Raw genomic sequence first — 22676 nt, 5'->3', positions numbered from 1 at the left:
CACCATCATTTCACACTACTCAGCAAGCTATTTTTTTTTATAATTTTTTTTTGGATTAACTTAAATTATGACACCTATGATCCTGCAACCTATCATTTACGGTTTAGTAAATAGTGTATAAAATCAGCAGAAGTGCTAGTTAACTTTAATCATATTAATAGAACTCCCCCTATTACTCCCCTAAAAAATAAACCCCTCAAATACAACGTATTGAGGGGTTTTTCTGTGGTCCCACCTGGGCTCGAACCAGGGACCACCTGATTATGAGTCAGGTGCTCTAACCAGCTGAGCTATAGGACCGGTTATGAGAGTGCAATATTACTACTATTTTTCCTTTACTCCAAATAATATTACTCTAGTTTTTACATAAATATTTAAATAAATTAAAAGACCCTGATTACTAGATTTATAAAAACAACACTTATTCATTATTTAATCTCTTGACACAATTCAATTAAGACACCATTAGTGCTTTTAGGATGTAAAAAGGCAACTATTTTATTATCTGCTCCTTTTTTTGGCGTTTCATTCAACACCACAAATCCTTCTCCTTTTAACCTTTCAATTTCTGCGACAATATCGTCTACATCAAAGGCGATGTGATGAATCCCCTCACCCTTTTTTTCTAGAAATTTAGCTATTGGACTCTCGGCATTTGTGGCTGCTAATAATTCTATTTTATTGGGACCGTTCTTGAAAAACGAAGTCATCACGCCTTCACTCGCTACTTCTTCCGACTTATAAGCAGGAGCACCAAACAATTTTTCGAATAAATCATTAGATGCATTTAAGTCTTTTACCGCAATCCCTATGTGTTCTATTTTGTTCATCATCTTTTTTAATTATTTTGAGCCATTACTTACATAAGTATTAAAATAGCCACATTCATTAATAACTTCTTTATAATATTCAGTATCAGAATATTCTTTTTTAAGTGTTTTAAAACTATCCCATGCTTTGAAGTTTACTTCGGCATCATAGATATCCCACCAACTTTTATCTTGGTAATAATAATTAGTATTATAATACTCATTACGTTCACACTTACTAATCAAATATAAACATTTTGCTTGTTGTTCCTTTGTGCTAGCCGCTTTAAATGCCTGTTGATAATAGTGTTTGGCTGTGCTGCAATCTACAATCATTTTCATCATTTGTGTTCTGAAACTTGTGGGACTCGATCCATAACCAACCAAAGTACTTTCATGAAAAACGCGGGCATTTCCAAAATGCGTAATATTATAAAATGCGTTTCCTAACAACAAACTATTATTGTAAACATCTTCATTTACTTTTAGCTTGTGCTGCATTTCGTCTACAATTTTTAAAAATTGTAAAATAGTAAATTTACGTGTCTGAGTCGCTTGGTGCTCGCAATCATGACAATCCTTGATAGTACCATTAAAAGGATTTGCTAGCAACACTGTATTTTTAAATCCTTCTGATTTTTCAACACTTTCAATTGCCTGACTTATATTATTCTCAAATGTAGATTGAATTGCTTCAAATATTTGAATATCTCCCAATGCTACATTGTATATTTTTAGCGCTAGATTCTCCCATGGAGTGTGATGCTCTTTTAACATGAATGCTTTCATTGCTTGAACATTTTCTTTCGAATCATAATATGCTGCGTTGGGAACAAAAAGTTCACTCATCACAAAATTTTTCTTTTTCGAATAAAGCGTAGCCAAATAATTCCTGCTCCATTCCGTAGCATTGTGATACCTGAAATTTTGGTTTTCATCTTTCGGTAATGTAACATAAAGCCAACTCAAATCTGAAAATAAGGCCTTTTCTGCAGCACTACTAATTTTACCTACCTGACTTAAATTATTTATTAATTGTAATAGTCGCAGTTGATTTGACGCTAATTCTGTTTTTGGTAATTCAGATTTTACTTCTTTAAAAGTTTTATCTGCCAAGCTGTGCTCCCCTTGCAACACCTGAAGATACCCCATGGCAATCTTCCATAAATAAGGTTCGTCTGTATCCTTCGACTTCGCAATTTGGTTTATCAGCGCATATACTTCGGGATCGGCTTTAACGACCTTCTTTTTACCAGCTTCATTTGTATCAGCATTTTTACTGTTTATTTTATTCTCTTGTTTATTGATTAAGCGTGTTAACAAGTAATTCAAATGCTTGCTTGACGGGTCTAATTTAAAAATCTGCGCAATTGCATTTTGCTCGTCCTTATAATAACCATGAATTGCCCATAATGCAGCTTTTTCCTTATTATTTTTGGCTAGATCCAAAGAACCATTCCAGTCGATTTCACTATTTGGACGAAAACTATACGTCGCCACTACTCTCATTTGTGGGCAGTTTTCAAATAGCATACTATACATATAGTTTGACATCGCATAATTTTTATTCGAATAATAAACTCCAGCACAATACCCTAATGCGCGGTAGTACAAAGTGTTCTTTGCTACCTTTTGCGAAGTTTGATTAAAAAAATCAATAGCTTTTTGTTTGTCATCACTATAGAAATAGCCCTTCATCAGCTGGAACCAATACCTGTTTCTCATGAAATCATCGGTGGTTGTAGCGTACTGTTTTTCAAGAGAACGTATCACTTTCCAATCGGTGAAAATCTTAGCTTCTGTAGTATCATAATCCCAATACGACTTCCTCAAAGATGCCGATTCTGTTTTCTTAGCCAATGCTAAAAATGTTATAAAGCGCTTTACCTTATCATTTTCTAATGCCATTTTAGTAGTCCATTTTGCCACTATTGCATTTGACTTATTAGTCGAATAATAGCTATCTAAAGCACTAACATCTGCCGCACTTTCTTCTATTATAAAGAATTTTACGACTTCGGTAGGCATTGCTCCTTTTAAATAATTCTCCCAGTCACTGGTGATTTCGTCGTTGAATCTCGAATTGTGCGTATCATCAAAACCTATTCCGTAGAAAACCTCCCCCGATAAAAATAATGGCGAGTAGGATTCTTCAACAAATGCTTCAGGGGTAAAATTAGAAGTGTAACTGTAATACCAGTCATCAAGCCAATCGCCGCCACCGCAAGCTTGAATTACGCCGTAAGAAAACAATAGTGCACCACTAAAAATAAGCAGTAATTTTCTTGAAAATGTTTTTATCATAATTTCTTATATTGATTTCGTCTAAGTCGTAAAAAATAATCTCTTTAGGCACATCTGCCGCATTCTCGCTCAAATCCTCGGCCATTTCTTTCAAGTCTGCTGCAGAAATCGCTTCAATTTTGATCACATCTCCTTTGTTATAAAAAATGCTATTTCTATAATGAGATTTTAAAACCTCAAATGAAAACGTACTAATCTGTTTGTACTTTATATCATAATGTAGGTCACTAACATTCAATTTATTCCGCAAACCAATCACTCTACCGTCGTTTATATGAATACCCCAAGAGTAAATAGGCAACGCAAAGTCTAATGCCATGGGATATTTTTTCAAACTTTTAATGTACTTGCTCGCCGTTTCTTGATTATAAATGGAGTTGAACGATTCTACTGCAATGGTCCCCATATTATAATACATCAACACGGCCCTATCGGCATTTGGGATTTTAGTCTTCTTAAAATATTTCACTTGATGCAGTCGAATGGTTACTGATATTTTCTTTTTTGACACACGCTTAAGATCTTCGATAAATTGCAAATAATGATCCTTACTCGTCAATGTCCAGTCACAGTCAATTTGGATTTCGCTACAATCAAGACCATTCTTCTTATTAATTAACGCAATTAAATCCATTGTTTGTTGAGCCAGGACTTTACTATCGAACTCCTTATCTAGCATGACTTTATTTTGAATGAACACCACGGGAACGATTGCAACCGCAGGCTTCATCTTAAAATGAATAGGGCTCACAGGATACACTGCTCTTGTAGTGGGGTGAATATCGAGATCAAAATAGCGAAGGTAGATTTTATTCACCTGATTTTCCAGCAAGGTCTGTTGCTCTAGTGAGGATAGATCAAAGTTCGTTTTCCAATAATAAAAAGACACAGCAGGATGCTCCTTGCGCTGGCATCCCGCAAGAATCAATAGTACTATAATGTAGGGCCAGAAGTTCTTCAATAGATAATAAATTGAAAGACAAATATACCATTTTCAAAATGTTTGCGCTCTCGATGCTACTGTTTTTAACGATACGTTATAGCAGTAATTTCTCACCACAACTAAGTATCCTAATTAATGTATAAAAATTTCGATTACAGAAAATATAATTGTTATTTTGTAGCTATAAATTCAAAGATTTTATGTTCAAGAATAAAGCAATCCTTATTTTCATACTTTTAGCCCTATCATTAACAAATTGTGCTAAGAGAGGCACAATTACTGGTGGTCTAAAAGACACGCTTGCACCCAACTTAAAAATTAGTTTTCCTGAAAATTTTAGCACTAAATTTCAAGGTGACGAAATCAAATTAGTTTTTGACGAATATATTAAGTTGACTAATGTCAATAAGCAATTGATTATTTCTCCACCTATGGAGCGCGAGCCAATTATTTCACCTACAACGGCTACTAAATATTTGACTATAAAAATTAAAGATACTCTAAAACCCAATACTACTTACAGCTTCAACTTTGGTCAAAGTATTGCCGATAATAACGAAGGAAATGCCTTGAACCAGTTCAAATATGTATTTTCAACGGGAGCATATATCGATTCATTATCTTTAACCGGAACGGTTAGAGATGCCTACGAAAAAGAAGCTGATGCTTTTATATCAGTGATGCTTTATGACATGGACGACAAATTTAACGACTCTGTGGTTTATAATAAATCACCACGATACATCACTAACACCTTAGACAGTTTAAAAACTTTTAAATTAGAAAACCTGAAGGCAGGTAAGTACTTGTTAGTGGCTATGAAGGACCAAAACAGCAACAATAAATTCAATCCTAAACAAGACAAAATAGGTTTTTTAAAAGAGGTTATTACGATCCCAAATGACACCGCTTACACGGTTGATTTATTTAAGGAAACACTAGATTTTAAAACATTTAAACCAAGTCAATCCTCAGGAAATAAATTATTGTTAGGGTATGATGGTAAACAAAGATTAAAAGCAAACCCACCTAAAGTTGTTGTAACTAGCAATAAGATTGTTGTCCCTTCTCTTGTTACAAAGATGCCAGAAAAAGATTCCTTGCAAGTGTGGTACAAACCATTGAAAGCAGATTCTTTAGCAATTAGTGTTAGCCGTGACAATTATAAAGAGGACTTTATTTTAAGAATAAAAGATCAAAAAAAGGATAGCTTAGACATCAAAGCGCTTCAAAATGGTGTTTTGAATTTTAGAGATCGCTTCACATTAGAAGCTAGCACGCCATTAGTTAAATTTGACAAGTCAAAACTAAAATTATTATCTAAAGATTCTACTGCGGTTGATTTCACCACAGAATATGATGATTTTAACCAACAGTTTTTTATAGATTTCAAGAAAGAGGCTTCTGAGCAGTACACTATCTCATTATTACCCGGAGCACTAATTGACTTTTTTGAACAGTCTAATGATAGTTTGAATTACAAATTAACGACTAAAACTCCTGCAGATTATGCAAACCTGCGAGTGCAGTTGCAAAATGTAAAACGTTTTCCTGTAATTGTCGAATTAACAAATAGTCAAGGTAAAGTAATTGCATCGGAATTTTCAGAAGCTAAAACGACTATCGATTTTAACTTGGTCGAACCTACTGTTTTGACGCTGCGATTAATTTATGACGATAATAAAAACGGCGTATATGATACCGGTAGTTATTTACAAAAGCGCTACTCTGAAGAGGTAATTTATTCCTCAAAAGAGATTAATATTCACGCTAATTTTGATTGGGAAGAAACTTTTGATGTGAGCTTACCCTATATCGCACCACCAAAAGAAAAACCTACAAATAAAAAGAAATCTTCTTTTTAATGAGTGATTGTAAAAGTGTCGCGATCATTCAAAAAATTAAATCTTTGTCTGGCATCATCGAGTGCTTTTTTGTCTAAGTCAACAATTATAACAGTCTCCTGAGCAGCAGCGTTGGCTACGGTGTAACCTAGCGCGTCTAATACTTGTGATTGTCCACTGTAATCGTGATTATTGCCATCTAAGCCTATTCTATTTACCCCAATGGTGTAACTCATATTCTCAATCGCTCTAGCAGCTAGCAAGCTATTCCAAGCGTGCAAGCGTTTACTAGGCCAGTTTGCCACGTACAGCAGTAGATCATAATCGTTGTTATTTCTAGAGAAGACAGGAAAGCGCAAGTCGTAGCATATAAGTGGTGCAATACGCCATCCCATATAGTTTACGATTAACTTTTCACCTCCTTTTGCGTATTGTTTTTCCTCACCCGCAAGCGTAAATAAATGCCTCTTGTTATACTGCTGTAATTCTCCAGATGGAAACACAAATAATAGTCGGTTATAAAACGCTCCTTCTTCTTCAATCACAACACTACCGGTTATTGCGCAGTTGTTGGCTTTCGCCAAAGTTTGCATCCATACCACTGTTTCTCCCGTCATGGTTTCGGCGGTTGCAGCAGGATTCATTGTAAAACCAGAAGTAAACATTTCAGGAAGAACAATTAGGTTTACCGCTCCCTCAATTGAGTTTATTTTTTCTTCGAAATTTTCTCTGTTTGCTTGTGGATTTTCCCAGACTAATGCAGATTGTATTATTGCTACTTTCATTTTATAAAATTACTAAAAATTGACATACTGATCGAATGGTAATCTTCTAAATTACAATCACCAATACATCTTAAACATAGAGCATCTGAAACAGCATCAAGCAGCTATCACAAATCACTTGGCAATATTACCTAACTACGAATCACTAGTCACTAATAACTAATGCCTAATCAGCAGTCACTTTTAACTAATACCTAATTACGAATCACTAGTCACTAGTCACTAATAACTGCTGCCTAATGACTATTGCCTACTAACTAATGGCTAATAACTAATCACTAGTAACTAATAACTAATACCTAATGGCTATTACCTATAAACTAATGGCTTATAACTAATTACGAATTACTAGTCACTAGTAACTAATGCCTAATGGCTATTACCTATAAACTAATGGCTAATAACTAATTACGAATCACTAGTCACTAATACCTAATGGCTATTGCCTATAAACTATTGCCTATAAACTAATGACTAACATTAAGTCGGGTGAGGGATAGCAGAGGAAAGCCCACAGCCCGACGGAGGAGGTACGAGGACTTGTAACGTATAGCCCGACCGGAGCTTTTGCGGAGGACACCCCCAAAAACAAAAAAACGCATCCAAATAAATTGAATGCGTTTTTTAATCTTTGCCGTAAAATATAAACTTTATGACATTATATTTAAGTTATCCTTGAGCACTTGCAGATAAATATTCTCTATTCATACGAGCGATGTTTTCTAAAGAAATTCCTTTAGGACATTCAACCTCACATGCTCCAGTGTTACTACAGTTACCAAAACCTTCAGCATCCATTTGGTGTACCATATTTAATACACGGTCTGTTGCTTCTACTTTACCTTGCGGTAACAGTGCATATTGAGAAACTTTAGCAGCTACAAATAACATTGCTGATGAGTTTTTACAACTAGCAACACAAGCTCCACAACCAATACAAGCCGCAGCCATAAATGAAGCATCTGCATCATCTTTAGGAATAGGAATTGTATTTGCGTCGATTGTATTCCCTGAAGTATTTACAGAGATAAAACCTCCAGCATGCTGGATTCTATCAAATGCACTACGGTTAACTACTAAATCTTTTACTACTGGAAACGCAGCAGCACGGAAAGGCTCGATCGTGATCGTGTCGCCATCCTTGAACATACGCATGTGTAATTGACAAGTTGTTACTCCTCTATCTGGACCGTGTGCTTCACCGTTAATGTACAATGAACACATTCCGCAAATTCCTTCGCGACAATCATGGTCAAATGCAACTGGCTCACCACCTTTACTCATTAAATCTTCATTGAAAACGTCAAGCATTTCAAGGAAAGACATGTCTGGCTCAATTCCGTCGATTTGATAATCAACCATTGCTCCTTTATCTTGGGCGTTTTTTTGACGCCATATTTTTAATGTAAGTTTCATTGTATTTTAGTTTATTAGCCAAAAGGCAAAAGGCAAAAGTTATACTACTTGCTCAATGACTTTATAAAGGCGTTTAACATTTTACTTTCTTCAGTGATAATTTGTGTTAGCTCGTTAAATTTTAATTCACTTATAAAACTCAACTCGTTTGCAATAATTAATTGTGTTTCTAACTCAAACAAAGAACCTCTAGCGATTTTCAAAAAATGAAGATAACTTAAGGTAGAACCTCTGCCCCATCCCTCTGCTATATTAGAGGGAATTGAAACAGCTGATCTTTTTATTTGACTAGTTAAACCAAAGACTTCATCTTTAGGAAAACCTTCAATATTATTGTAAACAACTTTTACAAGTAAAATGCCTTTTTGCCAAATCAATAAATCTTTGTACGTTTTTATATCGCTCATGATCTCTTACTATTGGCTAGTGGCTTCTTACTCTATACTTTTACTTGTAATTTCTTTGAACTAGTTTAACGGTGTCAAATACCAAGTCTTCTTTGTGTAAAACAGCATCGCTTGGTTTTCCCTTGTATTCCCAAGCAGCTACGTATGCGAAGTTCTCGTCATCACGTTTTGCTTCACCATCTTCTGTTTGGTATTCTTCTCTAAAGTGACCTCCACATGATTCATTACGGTGTAATGCATCCTTAGCAAATAACTCTCCTAGTTCAAGGAAATCAGCAACGCGAGTCGCTTTTTCTAATTCTTGGTTGAATCCTTTATCTGTTCCAGGGATTTTAACATCCTTGTAAAACTCTTCACGCAAAGCAGCGATCTCGTTGATTGCTTCATTTAATCCTGCTGCATTACGAGCCATACCAACTTTGTCCCACATAATTTTTCCTAATTTCCTGTGGAAATAGTCAACAGAATGTGTTCCATTGTTATTCATGAATCTATCAATTTGATCTTTAACCGCTTTTTCTGCTGCAGCAAATTCAGCAGTATCTGTTGGGATAGGTCCCATTTTGATATCTGGAGATAAGTAATCACCAATTGTGTATGGCAATACAAAATATCCATCAGCTAATCCTTGCATTAATGCAGAAGCTCCCAATCTATTTGCTCCGTGATCAGAGAAATTTGATTCCCCAATAGAGAAACATCCTGGAATTGTAGTCATTAAGTTATAATCTACCCATGTTCCACCCATTGTGTAATGCACAGCTGGATAAATCATCATAGGAGTAGTATATGGATCCTCATCTACAATTTTATAGTACATCTGGAATAAGTTTCCGTATTTACTTTTTACAACCTCAGTACCTAATTTAGTAATAAGAGCAGTATCATTAGAATCTAAACCTTTAACATAGGCTTGTTCTTTTCCGTAACGTTGAATTGCAGCAGCAAAATCTAAGTAAACTGCTTCACCTGTTTTGTTTACTCCATAACCAGCGTCACATCTTTCTTTTGCAGCACGAGAAGCAACATCTCTAGGAACTAAGTTACCAAAAGCTGGATATCTTCTTTCTAAGTAATAATCTCTTTCTGCTTCAGATAAGTCTTTTGCTTTTTTCTTTCCTTCACGAATTGCAACTGCATCTTCGATTTTTGCAGGAACCCAGATACGTCCATCATTACGTAAAGACTCTGACATCAAAGTTAACTTTGATTGGTGGTCTCCAGAAACTGGAATACATGTTGGGTGAATTTGTGTATAACAAGGATTTGCAAAAAACGCTCCTTTTTTATGGATTTTCCAAGCTGCAGTAGCATTAGATCCCATTGCGTTTGTTGACAAGAAAAATACGTTACCGTATCCTCCTGAAGCAATAACAACTGCGTGAGCAGAATGTCTTTCGATTTCACCTGTAATCAAGTTACGAGCGATAATCCCTCTTGCTTTTCCGTTTACGATTACGATGTCAAGCATCTCGTGACGGCTATGCATTTTAATTTTTCCACGACCAATCTGGCGGTTCATAGCAGAGTAAGCTCCTAATAAAAGTTGCTGCCCTGTTTGCCCTTGCGCATAGAAAGTACGAGATACTAGAGCACCACCAAAAGAACGGTTGTCTAGCAATCCACCATACTCACGAGCTAAAGGAACACCTTGAGCCACACACTGGTCAATAATATTTGTAGATACTTCAGCAAGACGATGTACGTTTGCCTCACGAGCACGGTAATCTCCTCCTTTTACAGTGTCATAAAACAATCTGAAAACTGAATCTCCGTCTCCTTTATAATTTTTAGCTGCGTTAATTCCCCCTTGTGCTGCAATAGAGTGCGCACGACGTGGTGAATCTTGAAAACAAAAAGCTTTTACGTTATAACCTAATTCTGCTAATGTTGCAGCAGCTGAACCTCCAGCTAATCCTGTACCAACAACTATAACATCTAAGTTACGTTTGTTTGCAGGATTCACTAAATTAATATGATCTTTATAATCTGTCCATTTATCCGAAATTGGACCATTTGGAATTTTTGAGTCTAATGCCATTATAATTTAATATTAATGATTGAAATGATGAAATAAAGCAATAAAAATAAATCCAAAAGGAACGATGAACGCAAATGCTAATCCAAATGTTCTTAATCCTCTAGAGTATTTATTATTGAAACCAACTGATTGAAATGAAGAACTAAATCCGTGTTTCAAATGCAGTGCAAGTAGTACAAAAGAAATACAATACAAAGCAGTACGTACTGGACTCTCAAACTTTTCGGCTAATTCATGAAAATATCTAGTTTCGTTTAATGGACTTCCTTCTACGTACTTATAAACCATCTCTGGAAACCAGAAATCGTAAAAATGCACACATAAAAAGGCTAAAATTACTAAACCAGAAATAATCATGTTTCTAGATGCCCAAGATGAGTTTGCAGCACCATTGTTTTTTGCATAAGCAATAGGTCTTGCATTTCTATTTTGAATTTCTAAAACAAAACCCATAATAAAGTGAAAAATCACCCCTACTATTAAGATAGGCTGTATCACAAATTGTACTAAAGGATTATTTCCCATGAAATGAGAAATCGAATTAAATACGTCGGAACTAAATACCGAAGTCATGTTAATGAAAAAGTGCTGTGCTAGAAACAACATCAGAAAAATTCCTGAAAGCGCCATAGCAACTTTTTTAGCTATTGACGACTTCAATAATGCAGATTTTGCCATAAGATTTGAATAATTTGTTTTAAAAAATATTACAAAAATACTGCAAATAGACTTGAACTACAACCTTTTCGTTGTTATTTATAATGAATTTAAAGTGTTCTAGCAGCCTTTTTAACAATGTCTTAAATCATAGGCGCTAACCCATTATACCACCGTAAGTTACTTAAACAACTATCAATAAAGCCTTAAATACCTTTTAAAATTAGCCTTAAATAACTGTTTTTTTCAAGTGTACCCCACTACCGTCTCAATAATTTCAAATTTGCTTTCGAATAAAAATAAAAAAATCACAAATTTGACTCATCTTGTTGCTAATTTCTACTAAATATTGACTGCAAATGTACTACCGTCAAAATAACATAATCCAAATACGTTAGCTACTTAAAACAAGTTTATAAAGTTAATCGCATTGTTAACTTTCACTGTTGTAAAGATAAATTATTGAATTCATAACGGGAAACAATTTAATCTTAGTATTTTTGAGTAATTAAAAGTAAAAACAACTTACGTTATGAAATACCATCAAATTGACCGTGACTTATTTATAAAAAACCGTGCAAAATTCGTAGCTCAAATGAAGCCTAAGAGTGTTGCCGTTTTTAACTCTAATGATATTTACCCAATAAGCGCAGATAGCACAATGCCCTTTGCACAACACCGTGATATTTTTTACTTATCAGGTGTAGATCAAGAAGAAAGTATATTATTGCTTTTTCCAGATGCTCCTTATGAAAACCAAAGAGAGATGCTTTTTTTAAAAGAAACTAACGATCACATCGCTGTGTGGGAAGGGGAGAAACTAACTAAAGAGCGTGCTGTAGCAGTTACAGGAATAAAGAACATATACTGGTTGCAAGATTTTGATAAGGTTTTAAACGAAATGATGACGTATGCAGATACGATGTACATCAATACTAATGAACACTATCGTGCATCCGTTGAAACAGAAACTCGTGAGGCTCGTTTTGTAAAAAAATGGAAGGAGAAATATCCTGCTCATGCTGTCGCAAAAAGCAATCCAATACTACAACGCATTCGTTCTGTTAAGGAAAGTGAAGAAATTGATTTGATTCAAAAAGCCTGTGACATCACCGAAAAAGGTTTTAGACGAATTCTATCATTTGTAAAACCAAACGTTGCTGAGTACGAAATCGAAGCCGAATTTATCCATGAGTTCATACGCAATCGTTCTAAAGGTTTTGCTTACACACCAATAATTGCTTCAGGAAACAACGCAAACGTATTGCATTACATCGAGAATAACCAACAGTGTAAAGCCGGCGATTTAATTCTACTTGATGTAGGAGCTGAATACGGAAATTACTCAAGCGATATGACCCGTACGATTCCCGTTTCAGGAAAATTCTCTGACAGACAAAAAGCGGTTTACAACGCAGTCTTGAAAGTTAAAAACGAAGCTACAAAAATGCTAGTTCCAGGAACATTATGGAAACAATATCATGTGGAAGTTGGTAAATTAATGACTTCAGAGTTGTTGGGCTTAGGACTTCTTGACAAAGCCGATGTGCAAAACGAAAACCCAGAATGGCCTGCTTATAAAAAATATTTCATGCACGGTACGTCGCACCACATGGGACTTGACACACATGATTACGGACTATTGACTGAGCCAATGCAAGCTAATATGGTCTTTACTGTAGAGCCTGGGATTTATATTCCTGCAGAAGGTTTTGGGATTCGTCTTGAGGATGATGTTGTAATTCAAAAAACTGGCGAACCGTTCAACTTAATGCGCAACATTCCTATTGAGGTTGACGAAATTGAGAGTTTGATGAACGCTTAAAAGGTTTCAAGTTTAAGTTTAAAGTGAACAGTCTAGAATATTCTAGGCTGTTTTTTTTATGCTCAAAAGTTATTATAAACATCTTTTATACGATTAAATACTTCTATTTGGGCGCATCCCGCCTACGTAAACTCCGTCAGGGTCGGGCTGTACGCTATTAGTCCTCGTCCCTAAAAAACGGGACTGTGGGCTAGCCGCTGCCATCCCTTGCGCATTAAAAGAACGTTAATTCTTCCAAAACAATATTTTTATAAGCATCACAAACTGTAACTTTATACTACTATTTTCGTCATATATTATATAAACGACAAAGTCATTACTCAAAAAGAACGAATTCTTATTACTAATGATTTACCAACAAACAAAATCATCTTTTAAAAATCAATAACAATCTACATTATGACAGCACACGAAATAGATTACGAAATTTTTGGCGAGGAAATGCAATACGTCGAAATCGAATTAGATCCACAAGAAATAGTTATCGCAGAGGCAGGCAGCTTCATGATGATGGACAACAACATCCAGATGCAAACTATTTTTGGAGACGGATCTAGACAACAATCAGGAATTTTTGACAAATTATTAAGCGCTGGTAAAAGAGTTTTAACAGGCGAAAGCATGTTTATGACCGCTTTTATTAACCAGCACAACGGAAAAGGAAAAGTATCCTTTGCCTCTCCGTATCCAGGAAAAATTCTTCCTATTGACCTAACCGAATTTCACGGAAAATTCATCTGTCAAAAGAGTTCGTTTCTTTGTGCCGCAAAAGGAGTATCAGTAGGAATCGAATTTTCTAAGAAAATTGGTCGTGGCCTTTTTGGTGGTGAAGGATTCATCATGCAAAAAATTGAAGGTGACGGAATGGCTTTTGTACATTCTGGAGGAACGATGGCTAAAAAAGAATTAAAAGCTGGAGAAATTTTAAAAGTAGACACCGGCTGTATCATCGGTTTCACAAAAGATGTTGATTATGATATCGAATTCATAGGCGGAATCAAGAACTCCATCTTTGGAGGAGAAGGATTATTCTACGCTACATTACGTGGTCCAGGAACGGTTTACGTACAATCACTACCCTTCAGTCGTCTAGCTGATAGAATCATTGCATCAGCACCTAGAGTTGGTGGAGAAAGCCGCGGTGAAGGAAGTATACTTGGCGGATTAGGTAATTTATTAGATGGTGATAATCGTTTTTAGAAAAGCAATTTATAACTATAACCTATTTAAAGAACGACTTTCAGTGATGAGAGTCGTTTTTTATTTTAAAGGAAGTTTAATTTGAGGCATTGGTTGACATAGTGTTTTGTTAACTATTTTTGATCTCATCAATTTCTTGTCATTGAAATGTCTAGAAATGTTTTGAGTAAGTTCTGTATAATTATCACTAATAATTTTACCTTCAACATCTTTCTGCTCGTAATAAAAAACTTTTATTGAACAACAATTTTCATGCTCGAAAACAGTATTTAACAAAGTTCTGTCAGACAATCCACAAGAGTGCCCCATGATATATACCTGAAAAGGAATGTTATCAATCAATTCTAATAGGTTCTTATAGTTCGAAGTATGTAAATATTGAAAAGATTTGATATTATGTAAATATTCGTTATCATTTTTTTCTTCTATTTCCTGATAAAATTTATCCATTTCATCTCCAAATCCGAAATTTATTGGGTTTTGAATGTTTCTCAAATTACCATGAATTTGATTAACCTTATAATAGTCTTTTCCCAATTCATTTACATATTCTGAAACAGTTGATGTATAATTGAAATCCAGAAAACAAGTATCCATAAATAATTGTTGTTTAACTGGATCATTTTCGCAGGAGTTCTGAGAGGTATCAAATTTGTATTCAATCCCATTTAAAATATCTTTAATATATTTTTGTCCCTTTCCAGATAATTCGTCAAGGAATTTATTAAGTGCTCCATCTTCATAAGAATCATTCTTGAAAATATCCAAAAATTGAATAGCTCGGTCTTTTGAGAAAACAAAACCTTCTTCAATCCGTTCAATTAAATATTTTTCTAATAATAATTTAAGCTGATCAAAATCATTATTCAAGACTTTTACTAATTTTTTTTGTTCTTTCTGCCAACCAAGTCTACTATCCAAACGATCTTTTGTTGCAGATCGAACTATTTTTTTTAATTGACTATAATACAAATCTTCAATATCAACCCATTTCTCTATTCCTACTATATCATTAATTACTGAGAAAAACGTGTTATTAAACCTATATGTAGTGTGGCTTTGGTATTTTACGATTAATTTTTTGATAGAATTTAAATCTTTTAAATCACTTTCTTTTAACAAGCCGCTTTTAAATTTTGAGGTCAGACTTTGAATATTACAAGCAAATAAATGATCTTCATATTTATAATTTAAGTATAAATTTTCTGAAACCGTCTTCCAATAATCCTCTATAAAATCTTTATACGAAGTTGGTAATCCATGAGCTAAATCAAATCCGTTTCCTATAATAACAAGTCTGTTCATTTCTATAAATTGCTTTCCTCAAATCTACTGAATTTTATTACAATCGAGCTTCTAAGAAACAGCTTCGATGACTTTGTTATCAACAATATAATAACATTCTTGAAAAATTAGAACAAACTAGCTAGCCCCGATTGCAGCGGCATCCTTTTATCCCTCCCGATAACTATCGGGAGGGATAAAAGATATAGCGAAAAGCGGGAGCAATCATGAAATATGCAGGGAGGCAGTGCTCCTAAAAAAATAAATAGACTTACTTTTGCAGTCTAAAATTTAGATTTGAAAAATACGCAGTTCAAAAACACAAATATCGCTTTTACAGATACCGGCAAAGGAACGGCAATTGTTTTACTACATGGTTTTCTTGAAAATCAAAACATGTGGGATAATTATATCGCTCCACTTTCTAAAAAAAACAGGGTGATCACCATTGATTTATTAGGACATGGCGCCACTGAATGCATGGGTTATGTTCACAGCATGGAAGACAACGCCGATGCGGTGCAAGCTGTTTTATCAGAATTGCGCATTAGGAAAGCCATTTTTGTAGGGCATTCTATGGGTGGTTATATTGCCTTAGCTTTTGCTGAACTGTACCCCGATAACGTGAAGGGACTTGTGCTTTTAAACTCGACTGCCACAGCAGATGGTGCGGAGAAAAAAATAAATCGTGATCGTGCTATAAAAGCAGTGAAGCAAAATCACACTAGTTTTGTGAGCTTAGCTATTGCTAATTTATTTAGCGAATCTAACAGAGAGCGATTGAAAACCGAGATTGAAAACGTTAAAATAGAAGCTTTAAATACACCGCTTCAAGCTATTGTTGCTTCGCTAGAAGGAATGAAAATTAGGGCAGACAGAGAGGTTTTACTGCATTTAACACCCTACCCTAAAATGTTAATATTGGGAGAAAAAGATCCCGTTTTACAATACCAAGATACCCTAAAACAAGTGGAAGACACTGATGTAAAGTTGGTCACTTTTCCTGATGGCCACATGTCTCACATTGAAAATCAAGAAGAACTAACCGAAATTCTATTGCAGTTTTTCAAGAAGATTTAAAAGCATTCTCACTCAAATAACCTTTATTAATAAGATCGTACTTATCCTTGATGTGATGCACTTTTTGATCTTTGATCACAATTAATTTTGTAGCAATAGAGATCACGTTCTCATAATTGTGGTCAGTAATAATAATTCCTTTTTTAGTAGCATTTTGCAATAGTAAAGCATTCACTTTTTCGATCATAACCGGCGACAATCCATTATAAGGCTCGTCAAGGAGTATAAATTTAGATGCATTACTTAAAACTATTTTGATTTCGAGATACCGCATTTCGCCACCAGACAATTGACTGATCTTGTTCTCCTTTATGTTTTGGATAAAATGATCTTTATAAAAATTTTCAATAGTACTTTTTTCTATTGAAAGTTGGATTGCCTTTGCAACTGTAAAATGTCTAGGGATAAAATTCTCTTGAGAGAGGTAACTAATGTCCCGAAACAAATCGCTGGTTTTTACTTTTACACTGTGGTCTATTCTAACAAACTTAAATTCGGCTTTCTCGATTCCGAAAATAATTTTTAATAAAGTAGATTTTCCCGACCCATTGCGACCGAGTAATCCTATGATTTCGCCCGTTTCACATTGTAAATACACATCTGAAAGGACGAGCTTATTGTCATAACTTTTCTGGACACTATCGACTTCTAAAACATGTTTTTTCAAAATAATTTCAGGATAAGGTTATAAACTAAACTGATGATTATTAGTGTTACAAAATTGAAACACCAGGCGTATAGCCAAAGGGCTGTTTTTGAAATAGCATTATTATAATAGAATAAGTACTCGTTTTTTGAATTAAGTTCTTTACACAGCAAACTAACTGCAAAACCTACCGTCAAGAAAACATATTTAAAAACCATGAAGCCAAGAAAAAGCATTGGCATCACGCAAATTGCTAAATTGATTAGCAGCGTGCTTTTATAAAATTCGAAAATATTAAGTGCTTTTTTGATAGGTTGGCTCGTTTCTGTAAAGAAAACCATTTCTTACATATAAATACTACATTGTTTTAAAAAAATTATCAAACCACTTTTTCTTCAAAAGGAATATTTTTATCTAAAATCTCTTTTAACAAAGTGCCGATTTCTACTTTGTAATTATCCATAATAGTAGCATCAATAAGGACTTGACTTTCTTTTTCTTCTTTAAAATTGAAAGGCAAAAATCCCGATTTTAAATTTTTGAACGAAATAATTCCCGCCTCAATAGGTTTAGATTCCGCCAAGGTCTCATACATGAAAGCATACGCCAAGACCTGAATTATTTTGTCGTTTTTAATATCTTCTGTTAAACCTCTCCACGATTTAAGTATGACACTTGCTTTTTCAACCTTACCTGTTTTATAATCTACGATTCTAACGTTTCCATTGCGCTCTTCGATTCTATCAACATTCCCTTTTATAAGTACCGGAAATGGCAAAGCAGGATCTGTAAGCACTCTTTCATACGTTTTTTCTAAGGCAATAATTTTTATTGCATCACCCGCTTTGATATTTTCTAGCTCTACTTTCAAAAAGTTGTGTACGTTTCGTTTTGCCACTTCAAACGCCAGTAAATTTCGACCTTTCTTAATTTCGCCCTCTTTATAAACCGCTTTGAACTGCGTAAGCACTTCTGCGTCAATTAACTTGAAACAGTTTTCAATATCAGCCTCCGAAATAAATCTACCAACAAATGGGTCATACAATGCTTTTAAGGTTTCGTGAATAATAGTTCCCAAGGTATTTAAAGCAATATTCTCTTCGACTTCATCAACTTCTCTAATGCGCAAGATTTTTTGGAAATAAAACTGTATTGGATTACGTATATAACTCGTCAAGGCAGAAGGCGAAAATCCGATCCTTGCAATTTCTTCCAGCCTGCTCATCACCGCATCTGATTTTTCAATTACCATAGGTTCATACGCTTTCTCAGGGAGGACAGCATTATAGATTTCGTGCGTTAAATTATGATTAGGTTGTTTTTCAACTTCAAGCTGCGTAATAAACCTACTTTTTTCACCAGCATCGAGTCCGTCACTCTCCGTATTATAAAGTAAATAGACATTCTTTGCTCTTTGCAATAAGTGGTAAAAGTGATAGGTATAGATGGCATCCTTTTCCTTGAATGTAGGCAAACCTAACTCCCTTTTCACATCATAAGGAATAAAAGAATTTTGAGATTTTCCAGCAGGAAACTTACCTTCATTCATAGAAGTCACAATCACGGTATCAAAATCTAAAACACGACTTTCTAGCACTCCCATGATTTGCAAGCCGTTAAGCGGCTCACCTTCAAAGGAAACTTCAGCTAGATCAATCACTTGTTTATAAATAGCGTGTAGGGTGTCAATTTTGTCGATATGCGAGTGCTGAGAATAGTAATTAATTAACTTATTTATCACTTTAAAAATAGCAAACACAAAGGCTTTGGTTATTTTCTCCTCCTCGTTATCATTACTTAAATTATTTTTGATTGTTAAAAGTAATTCAGAGATTGTTTCTAGAACAGCAATCGATCCGTTATCCCATTTTTTAAACAGTAGCAAGAATAAATCAGTAGGCTGAGGATTTAATTCTATTAGCTTTTGATGTGTGATAAACGTATAATTATTTTGATTAATGATCTTCACCAATGCTGCGGTTTGAGCATAAGGTTCGACCAGCGGATGCGTTAAAACATCTAGCACATCTTTATAATACAACACATAGCTTTTTACATTACGTGATAAAGCATTAGTATGCATTTTAAATAATTTGGCAATCAAAATTTGAGCTGGATTGTTCTTACTCGAATAACCCATGGTAATATTCAAAGCACCTACAGTAGACGGCAATGAATATAAAAGAGGCACTAGCACATTCTCCTCCCCTAGCACAATCGCTACTTTATCAAGTGAAGCCATTGGGTTTTCATCAAGGATTTTTTCTATGATGGTACCAGCAATTTTAGCCTGCCCTATGGTTTTAGGGGTACCTATTACTTGGATATTTTTAGATTGAGAAAACTCATCAACTATCCATTCAAACGGATTTGATTTGTAGTGTTTCCAGTTAGACTTAAACCTTCTTAAAAACAAACCTGCATCGTGATATGGATCGTTTAAAAATGTTTGATCTGCATCCCAATAAATTTTGGCTTGATCAACAGCAACTAAGTGTTGGATAATCTTCTCCTCACTTGCGTTTAAAGCATTAAAACCTGCAAATAGATACTTCTTGTTCTGAATTTTTTTAGTATAAGCCTGCAAATTCTCAACTGCTTGACGATAAATAAGCCCTTGGTAACCAATTCCCTTTTTTAACAAATGGTCATAAAAGGCCTTATAATATTTAGGCAATAACTTCCAAAAATCAATGTAGTTCTCTAATAATTGTGTCTTCTGATCGACCTCAATTCCCCATTTCTTGATATCTTCAATATCTTTTAAATAAGAGAGTACATAATTAGGATCTAATAAATACCGATCAATCTCATTAAAGTCTTGTAAGAGCATCTTTGCCCAATTAGCAAATTGTTCAAATGATTGTTGTTGCGCTTTATCCGTTACTGATAAATACACCTCATAAAATTCAAAAAGCAACTCAATAGGATCAACGGTTCTAATTTGAGAAATATCCTGGATAAAATCCTCTATACTAATAATTTCTGGAGATAAAATATTAGCAGTTACTTGCTTTTTTAAAGCATCAATCAAGAATATTTTTGCTCTTTTATTGGGTAAAACAACAATAGTATCTGTTAAATTGTCACTATAATTTTCGATTAAACTAGCCGCAATTTTATCTAGGAAAGAATGATTTATCATCCTATAAAAATAAAAAAACGCCCCGATAAATCGGGGCGTTTTCTATAAATATTTTGAAGAAAATACTATTTAATCAAAGAAACTTCAACTCTTCTGTTTTCAGCTTTTCCTTTTGCTGTTTTATTAGAAGTGATTGGTTTAGTTTCACCAAAACCAGTAGATTTCAATCTGTCTGCATTGATTCCTTTTTCTACCAAGTAGTTTCTTACTGCAGCAGCTCTATTTTCAGATAAAGTTTGGTTCAATGCATTACTTCCATCACTATCAGTATGACCTTCGATCATAAAGTTTGAGTTAGGATACTCTTTCAAGATATCAGTGATTGATTGTAAAACTGTATACGATTGTGATTTGAAAGAAGATTTTCCTGAATCAAATAAAATCGTTTTACCGTAGTTGTTCAATTGTTTGATTACCTCAACAGAAACTTCAGGACAACCACCATTAGCAGCAGTTCCTTTTACAGTAGGACATTTATCATCTTTGTCTAATACTCCGTCTCCGTCAGTATCTGGCCAAGGACATCCCGCATTTTCTTTAGGACCTGCAACGTTTGGACATTTATCATCTTTATCAGCGATTCCATCTCCATCAGCATCAGGACAACCATTTAACGCTTTTAAACCAGCAATATTTGGACAAGCATCTTCATTATCTGGGATTCCGTCTCCATCAGTATCAGGACATCCGTTGAATTCTTTAGGACCTGCAATAGTTGGACAAGCATCATCTTTATCAGGAATACCATCGCCGTCTGTATCAGGACAACCGTTGAATTCTTTTAAACCAGCAATTTCTGGACAAGCATCGTCTTTATCAGAAATTCCATCACCATCAGTGTCTTTTCCTCCAAATTTGAAGATAAGACCAGCAGTGTGTTGAAAGTGAGATGGTGCATCTGGAGCTCCAGCAGCATCTTCTCTATCTCCATAAGATTTTTTGTATGATGTTTCAAGAGCTAAACCTAATTTTTTAGTAAACCAGAAAGTTAGTCCAGCACCTGGATTAACAGTTCCGTAACTACTGTCTCCAAAGAAAGTGTATCCTCCACCAATATGTAACGATGGGTCAATTACTTTAGATCCAATTAAGTTCATGAAGCTATATTTAAATGAAGCATCAATTCCGTAGTACATTAAATCATCAGGATTAGATCTTGTGTTACCATGTGAATCACTTCCTACAGCTGTTGGATCAAATTTAATGTATTTGTCAATTTTGTTAACAGAACCTTGCAATCCAAAAGAAATATTATCTCCTAAATATCTAGATACACTGATGTAAGATACCGTAGGAATAGCGTTCCAATTGCTTTTTGTATCAAATGGTTGCGCAAAGATATCATTTAACGAACCGTCATTTCCTTTTGCACTAGTTCTAGTGTCTACCGCGTTTGCCCCAAAAGAGATCGCCCATGGATTGTTACTGTCTTGGGCTTGAGAACTTAATCCCATAACCATCATACCAGCAACTAAAACCTTATTAAGATTTTTCATACTTGTTTTTTTAATTATAAATTTGTTTAATTATGCACAAAATAGTGCGTTAATAGTTAACCTTAAAGTCAAACTTTTATTGTTATCAAAGGTATTTAATAACGCTAGTTATACAAATCACTTTAAAAAAAATTTAACATGATTAGCTATATTTTCTTTAGAATTTCTTTTGATAAAGTTCTCACAAAATAAAAATGACAACGAGCTAAACCATTGTGCTTATTCACATTTATAACATTCAACTAAAATTTTACAACTTTATATATTTTTTAATAAAGCAGTAATTTGTGTTAATTTTTTATCCCGCTGTTCAACTAAGAAAAGTACTATTTATCAAAGAGTAATTAATTGTTGTGGTAAAAAAAAACGCCCCGATACATCGGGGCGTTTTCTATAAATATTTTGAAGAAATTATTCTTTGATCAAAGAAACTTCAACTCTTCTGTTTTCAGCTTTTCCTTTTGCTGTTTTATTAGAAGCGATTGGTTTAGTTTCACCAAAACCAGTAGATTTCAATCTGTCTGTATTGATTCCTTTTTCTACTAAGTAGTTTCTTACTGCAGCAGCTCTATTTTCAGATAAAGTTTGGTTCAACGCATTACTTCCATCACTATCAGTATGACCTTCAACCATAAAGTTTGAGTTAGGATGCTCTTTCAAGATATCGTTGATAGATTGTAATACTGGGTAAGATTGTGATTTGAAAGAAGATTTTCCTGAATCAAATAAGATTGTTTTACCGTAGTCATTCAATTGTTTGATAACTTCAGCAGAAACTTCAGGACAACCACCAT

Annotated in this window: 17 protein-coding genes and 1 tRNA gene; 4 read left to right on the top strand and 14 right to left on the bottom strand. The window is 34.5% G+C overall.

What is annotated here, in order from left to right; all coding sequences use genetic code 11:
* Nucleotides 1–226: 226 nt before the first annotated feature.
* From HNQ00_RS13575 to HNQ00_RS13560, 4 genes are all read right to left on the bottom strand, one after another.
* Nucleotides 227–300: transfer RNA gene (locus HNQ00_RS13575), tRNA-Ile, on the bottom strand.
* A gap of 128 nt (nt 301–428) precedes the next feature.
* Nucleotides 429–830 (bottom strand): methylmalonyl-CoA epimerase, encoded by a 402-nt coding sequence (gene mce / locus HNQ00_RS13570; RefSeq protein ID WP_173839133.1) that lies wholly within the window; start codon nt 828–830, stop codon nt 429–431.
* A gap of 12 nt (nt 831–842) precedes the next feature.
* The gene (locus HNQ00_RS13565) at nt 843–3113 is read right to left on the bottom strand and encodes a hypothetical protein (RefSeq protein ID WP_173839045.1); all 2271 of its coding nucleotides are present in this window, start codon (nt 3111–3113) and stop codon (nt 843–845) included.
* On the bottom strand, nt 3073–4074 hold the full coding sequence (locus tag HNQ00_RS13560; protein WP_217425280.1) for a hypothetical protein: 1002 nt from the start codon (nt 4072–4074) through the stop codon (nt 3073–3075). Before HNQ00_RS13560 ends, HNQ00_RS13565 begins: the two co-directional genes overlap by 41 nt.
* A 182-nt stretch (nt 4075–4256) precedes the next feature.
* On the opposite strand from HNQ00_RS13560, the gene HNQ00_RS13555 reads away from it, so the two are divergent.
* Nucleotides 4257–5921, top strand: a complete 1665-nt coding sequence (locus HNQ00_RS13555; protein ID WP_173839044.1) for an Ig-like domain-containing domain — start codon at nt 4257–4259, stop codon at nt 5919–5921.
* On the opposite strand, the gene HNQ00_RS13550 is transcribed toward HNQ00_RS13555, so the two are convergent.
* From HNQ00_RS13550 to HNQ00_RS13530, 5 genes are all read right to left on the bottom strand, one after another.
* Nucleotides 5918–6685 carry an amidohydrolase gene (locus tag HNQ00_RS13550; RefSeq protein ID WP_173839043.1) on the bottom strand — a complete coding sequence of 256 codons (768 nt, stop codon included), beginning with the start codon at nt 6683–6685 and terminating at the stop codon, nt 5918–5920. The two genes, HNQ00_RS13555 and HNQ00_RS13550, sit on opposite strands and share 4 nt — an antisense overlap.
* Nucleotides 6686–7354: 669 nt before the next feature.
* Nucleotides 7355–8101 (bottom strand): succinate dehydrogenase/fumarate reductase iron-sulfur subunit, encoded by a 747-nt coding sequence (locus HNQ00_RS13545; protein WP_173839042.1) that lies wholly within the window; start codon nt 8099–8101, stop codon nt 7355–7357.
* A gap of 44 nt (nt 8102–8145) precedes the next feature.
* Nucleotides 8146–8508 carry a four helix bundle protein gene (locus HNQ00_RS13540; protein WP_173839041.1) on the bottom strand — a complete coding sequence of 121 codons (363 nt, stop codon included), beginning with the start codon at nt 8506–8508 and terminating at the stop codon, nt 8146–8148.
* A gap of 40 nt (nt 8509–8548) precedes the next feature.
* Nucleotides 8549–10549, bottom strand: coding sequence for a fumarate reductase/succinate dehydrogenase flavoprotein subunit (locus HNQ00_RS13535; RefSeq protein ID WP_173839040.1), 2001 nt, complete (start codon nt 10547–10549; stop codon nt 8549–8551).
* Between the two features lie 12 nt (nt 10550–10561).
* Nucleotides 10562–11227 carry a succinate dehydrogenase cytochrome b subunit gene (locus HNQ00_RS13530; RefSeq protein WP_173839039.1) on the bottom strand — a complete coding sequence of 222 codons (666 nt, stop codon included), beginning with the start codon at nt 11225–11227 and terminating at the stop codon, nt 10562–10564.
* Between the two features lie 511 nt (nt 11228–11738).
* Between HNQ00_RS13530 and HNQ00_RS13525 the strand changes: the two genes are divergently transcribed.
* Nucleotides 11739–13031, top strand: a complete 1293-nt coding sequence (locus tag HNQ00_RS13525; RefSeq protein WP_173839038.1) for an aminopeptidase P family protein — start codon at nt 11739–11741, stop codon at nt 13029–13031.
* Nucleotides 13032–13430: 399 nt separating this feature from the next.
* Nucleotides 13431–14231: a TIGR00266 family protein gene (locus HNQ00_RS13520; RefSeq protein WP_173839037.1), complete on the top strand. Its 801-nt coding sequence runs from the start codon at nt 13431–13433 to the stop codon at nt 14229–14231.
* A 60-nt stretch (nt 14232–14291) separates the two neighbouring features.
* On the opposite strand, the gene HNQ00_RS13515 is transcribed toward HNQ00_RS13520, so the two are convergent.
* Complete coding sequence (locus HNQ00_RS13515) at nt 14292–15536, bottom strand: AbiH family protein (protein WP_173839036.1); 1245 nt, start codon at nt 15534–15536, stop codon at nt 14292–14294.
* A 276-nt stretch (nt 15537–15812) separates the two neighbouring features.
* On the opposite strand from HNQ00_RS13515, the gene HNQ00_RS13510 reads away from it, so the two are divergent.
* A complete protein-coding gene (locus HNQ00_RS13510) occupies nt 15813–16595 on the top strand; it encodes an alpha/beta fold hydrolase (protein ID WP_173839035.1) in 783 nt (260 codons plus the stop codon).
* Here the strand turns inward: HNQ00_RS13510 and HNQ00_RS13505 are convergent.
* The 4 genes from HNQ00_RS13505 to HNQ00_RS13490 form a co-directional block, all read right to left on the bottom strand.
* Nucleotides 16582–17262, bottom strand: coding sequence for an ATP-binding cassette domain-containing protein (locus tag HNQ00_RS13505; RefSeq protein ID WP_173839034.1), 681 nt, complete (start codon nt 17260–17262; stop codon nt 16582–16584). The two genes, HNQ00_RS13510 and HNQ00_RS13505, sit on opposite strands and share 14 nt — an antisense overlap.
* Nucleotides 17263–17620: 358 nt before the next feature.
* Complete coding sequence (locus HNQ00_RS13500) at nt 17621–20386, bottom strand: PD-(D/E)XK nuclease family protein (RefSeq protein WP_173839033.1); 2766 nt, start codon at nt 20384–20386, stop codon at nt 17621–17623.
* A 65-nt stretch (nt 20387–20451) separates the two neighbouring features.
* Nucleotides 20452–21882: an OmpA family protein gene (locus HNQ00_RS13495; RefSeq protein WP_173839032.1), complete on the bottom strand. Its 1431-nt coding sequence runs from the start codon at nt 21880–21882 to the stop codon at nt 20452–20454.
* Between the two features lie 411 nt (nt 21883–22293).
* Nucleotides 22294–22676: OmpA family protein (locus HNQ00_RS13490; RefSeq protein WP_173839031.1), on the bottom strand; the 383-nt coding region annotated here is incomplete at its 5' end.

This window comes from Flavobacterium aeripolare (assembly GCF_013294025.1).
Classification (GTDB): Bacteria; Bacteroidota; Bacteroidia; order Flavobacteriales; family Flavobacteriaceae; genus Flavobacterium.
This window is presented reverse-complemented; position numbering and strand designations above follow the sequence as displayed.

Bases quoted from the DNA above. Each gene is read 5' to 3' on its own strand.
- HNQ00_RS13495 (WP_173839032.1), bottom strand. From the start codon at position 21,882: ATGAAAAATCTTAATAAGGTTTTAGTTGCTGGTATGATGGTTATGGGA.
- HNQ00_RS13545 (WP_173839042.1), bottom strand. From the start codon at position 8,101: ATGAAACTTACATTAAAAATATGGCGTCAAAAAAACGCCCAAGATAAA.
- HNQ00_RS13500 (WP_173839033.1), bottom strand. From the start codon at position 20,386: ATGATAAATCATTCTTTCCTAGATAAAATTGCGGCTAGTTTAATCGAA.
- HNQ00_RS13515 (WP_173839036.1), bottom strand. From the start codon at position 15,536: ATGAACAGACTTGTTATTATAGGAAACGGATTTGATTTAGCTCATGGA.
- HNQ00_RS13520 (WP_173839037.1), top strand. From the start codon at position 13,431: ATGACAGCACACGAAATAGATTACGAAATTTTTGGCGAGGAAATGCAA.
- HNQ00_RS13565 (WP_173839045.1), bottom strand. From the start codon at position 3,113: ATGATAAAAACATTTTCAAGAAAATTACTGCTTATTTTTAGTGGTGCA.
- HNQ00_RS13525 (WP_173839038.1), top strand. From the start codon at position 11,739: ATGAAATACCATCAAATTGACCGTGACTTATTTATAAAAAACCGTGCA.
- HNQ00_RS13555 (WP_173839044.1), top strand. From the start codon at position 4,257: ATGTTCAAGAATAAAGCAATCCTTATTTTCATACTTTTAGCCCTATCA.
- HNQ00_RS13535 (WP_173839040.1), bottom strand. From the start codon at position 10,549: ATGGCATTAGACTCAAAAATTCCAAATGGTCCAATTTCGGATAAATGG.
- HNQ00_RS13540 (WP_173839041.1), bottom strand. From the start codon at position 8,508: ATGAGCGATATAAAAACGTACAAAGATTTATTGATTTGGCAAAAAGGC.
- mce (WP_173839133.1), bottom strand. From the start codon at position 830: ATGAACAAAATAGAACACATAGGGATTGCGGTAAAAGACTTAAATGCA.
- HNQ00_RS13550 (WP_173839043.1), bottom strand. From the start codon at position 6,685: ATGAAAGTAGCAATAATACAATCTGCATTAGTCTGGGAAAATCCACAA.
- HNQ00_RS13530 (WP_173839039.1), bottom strand. From the start codon at position 11,227: ATGGCAAAATCTGCATTATTGAAGTCGTCAATAGCTAAAAAAGTTGCT.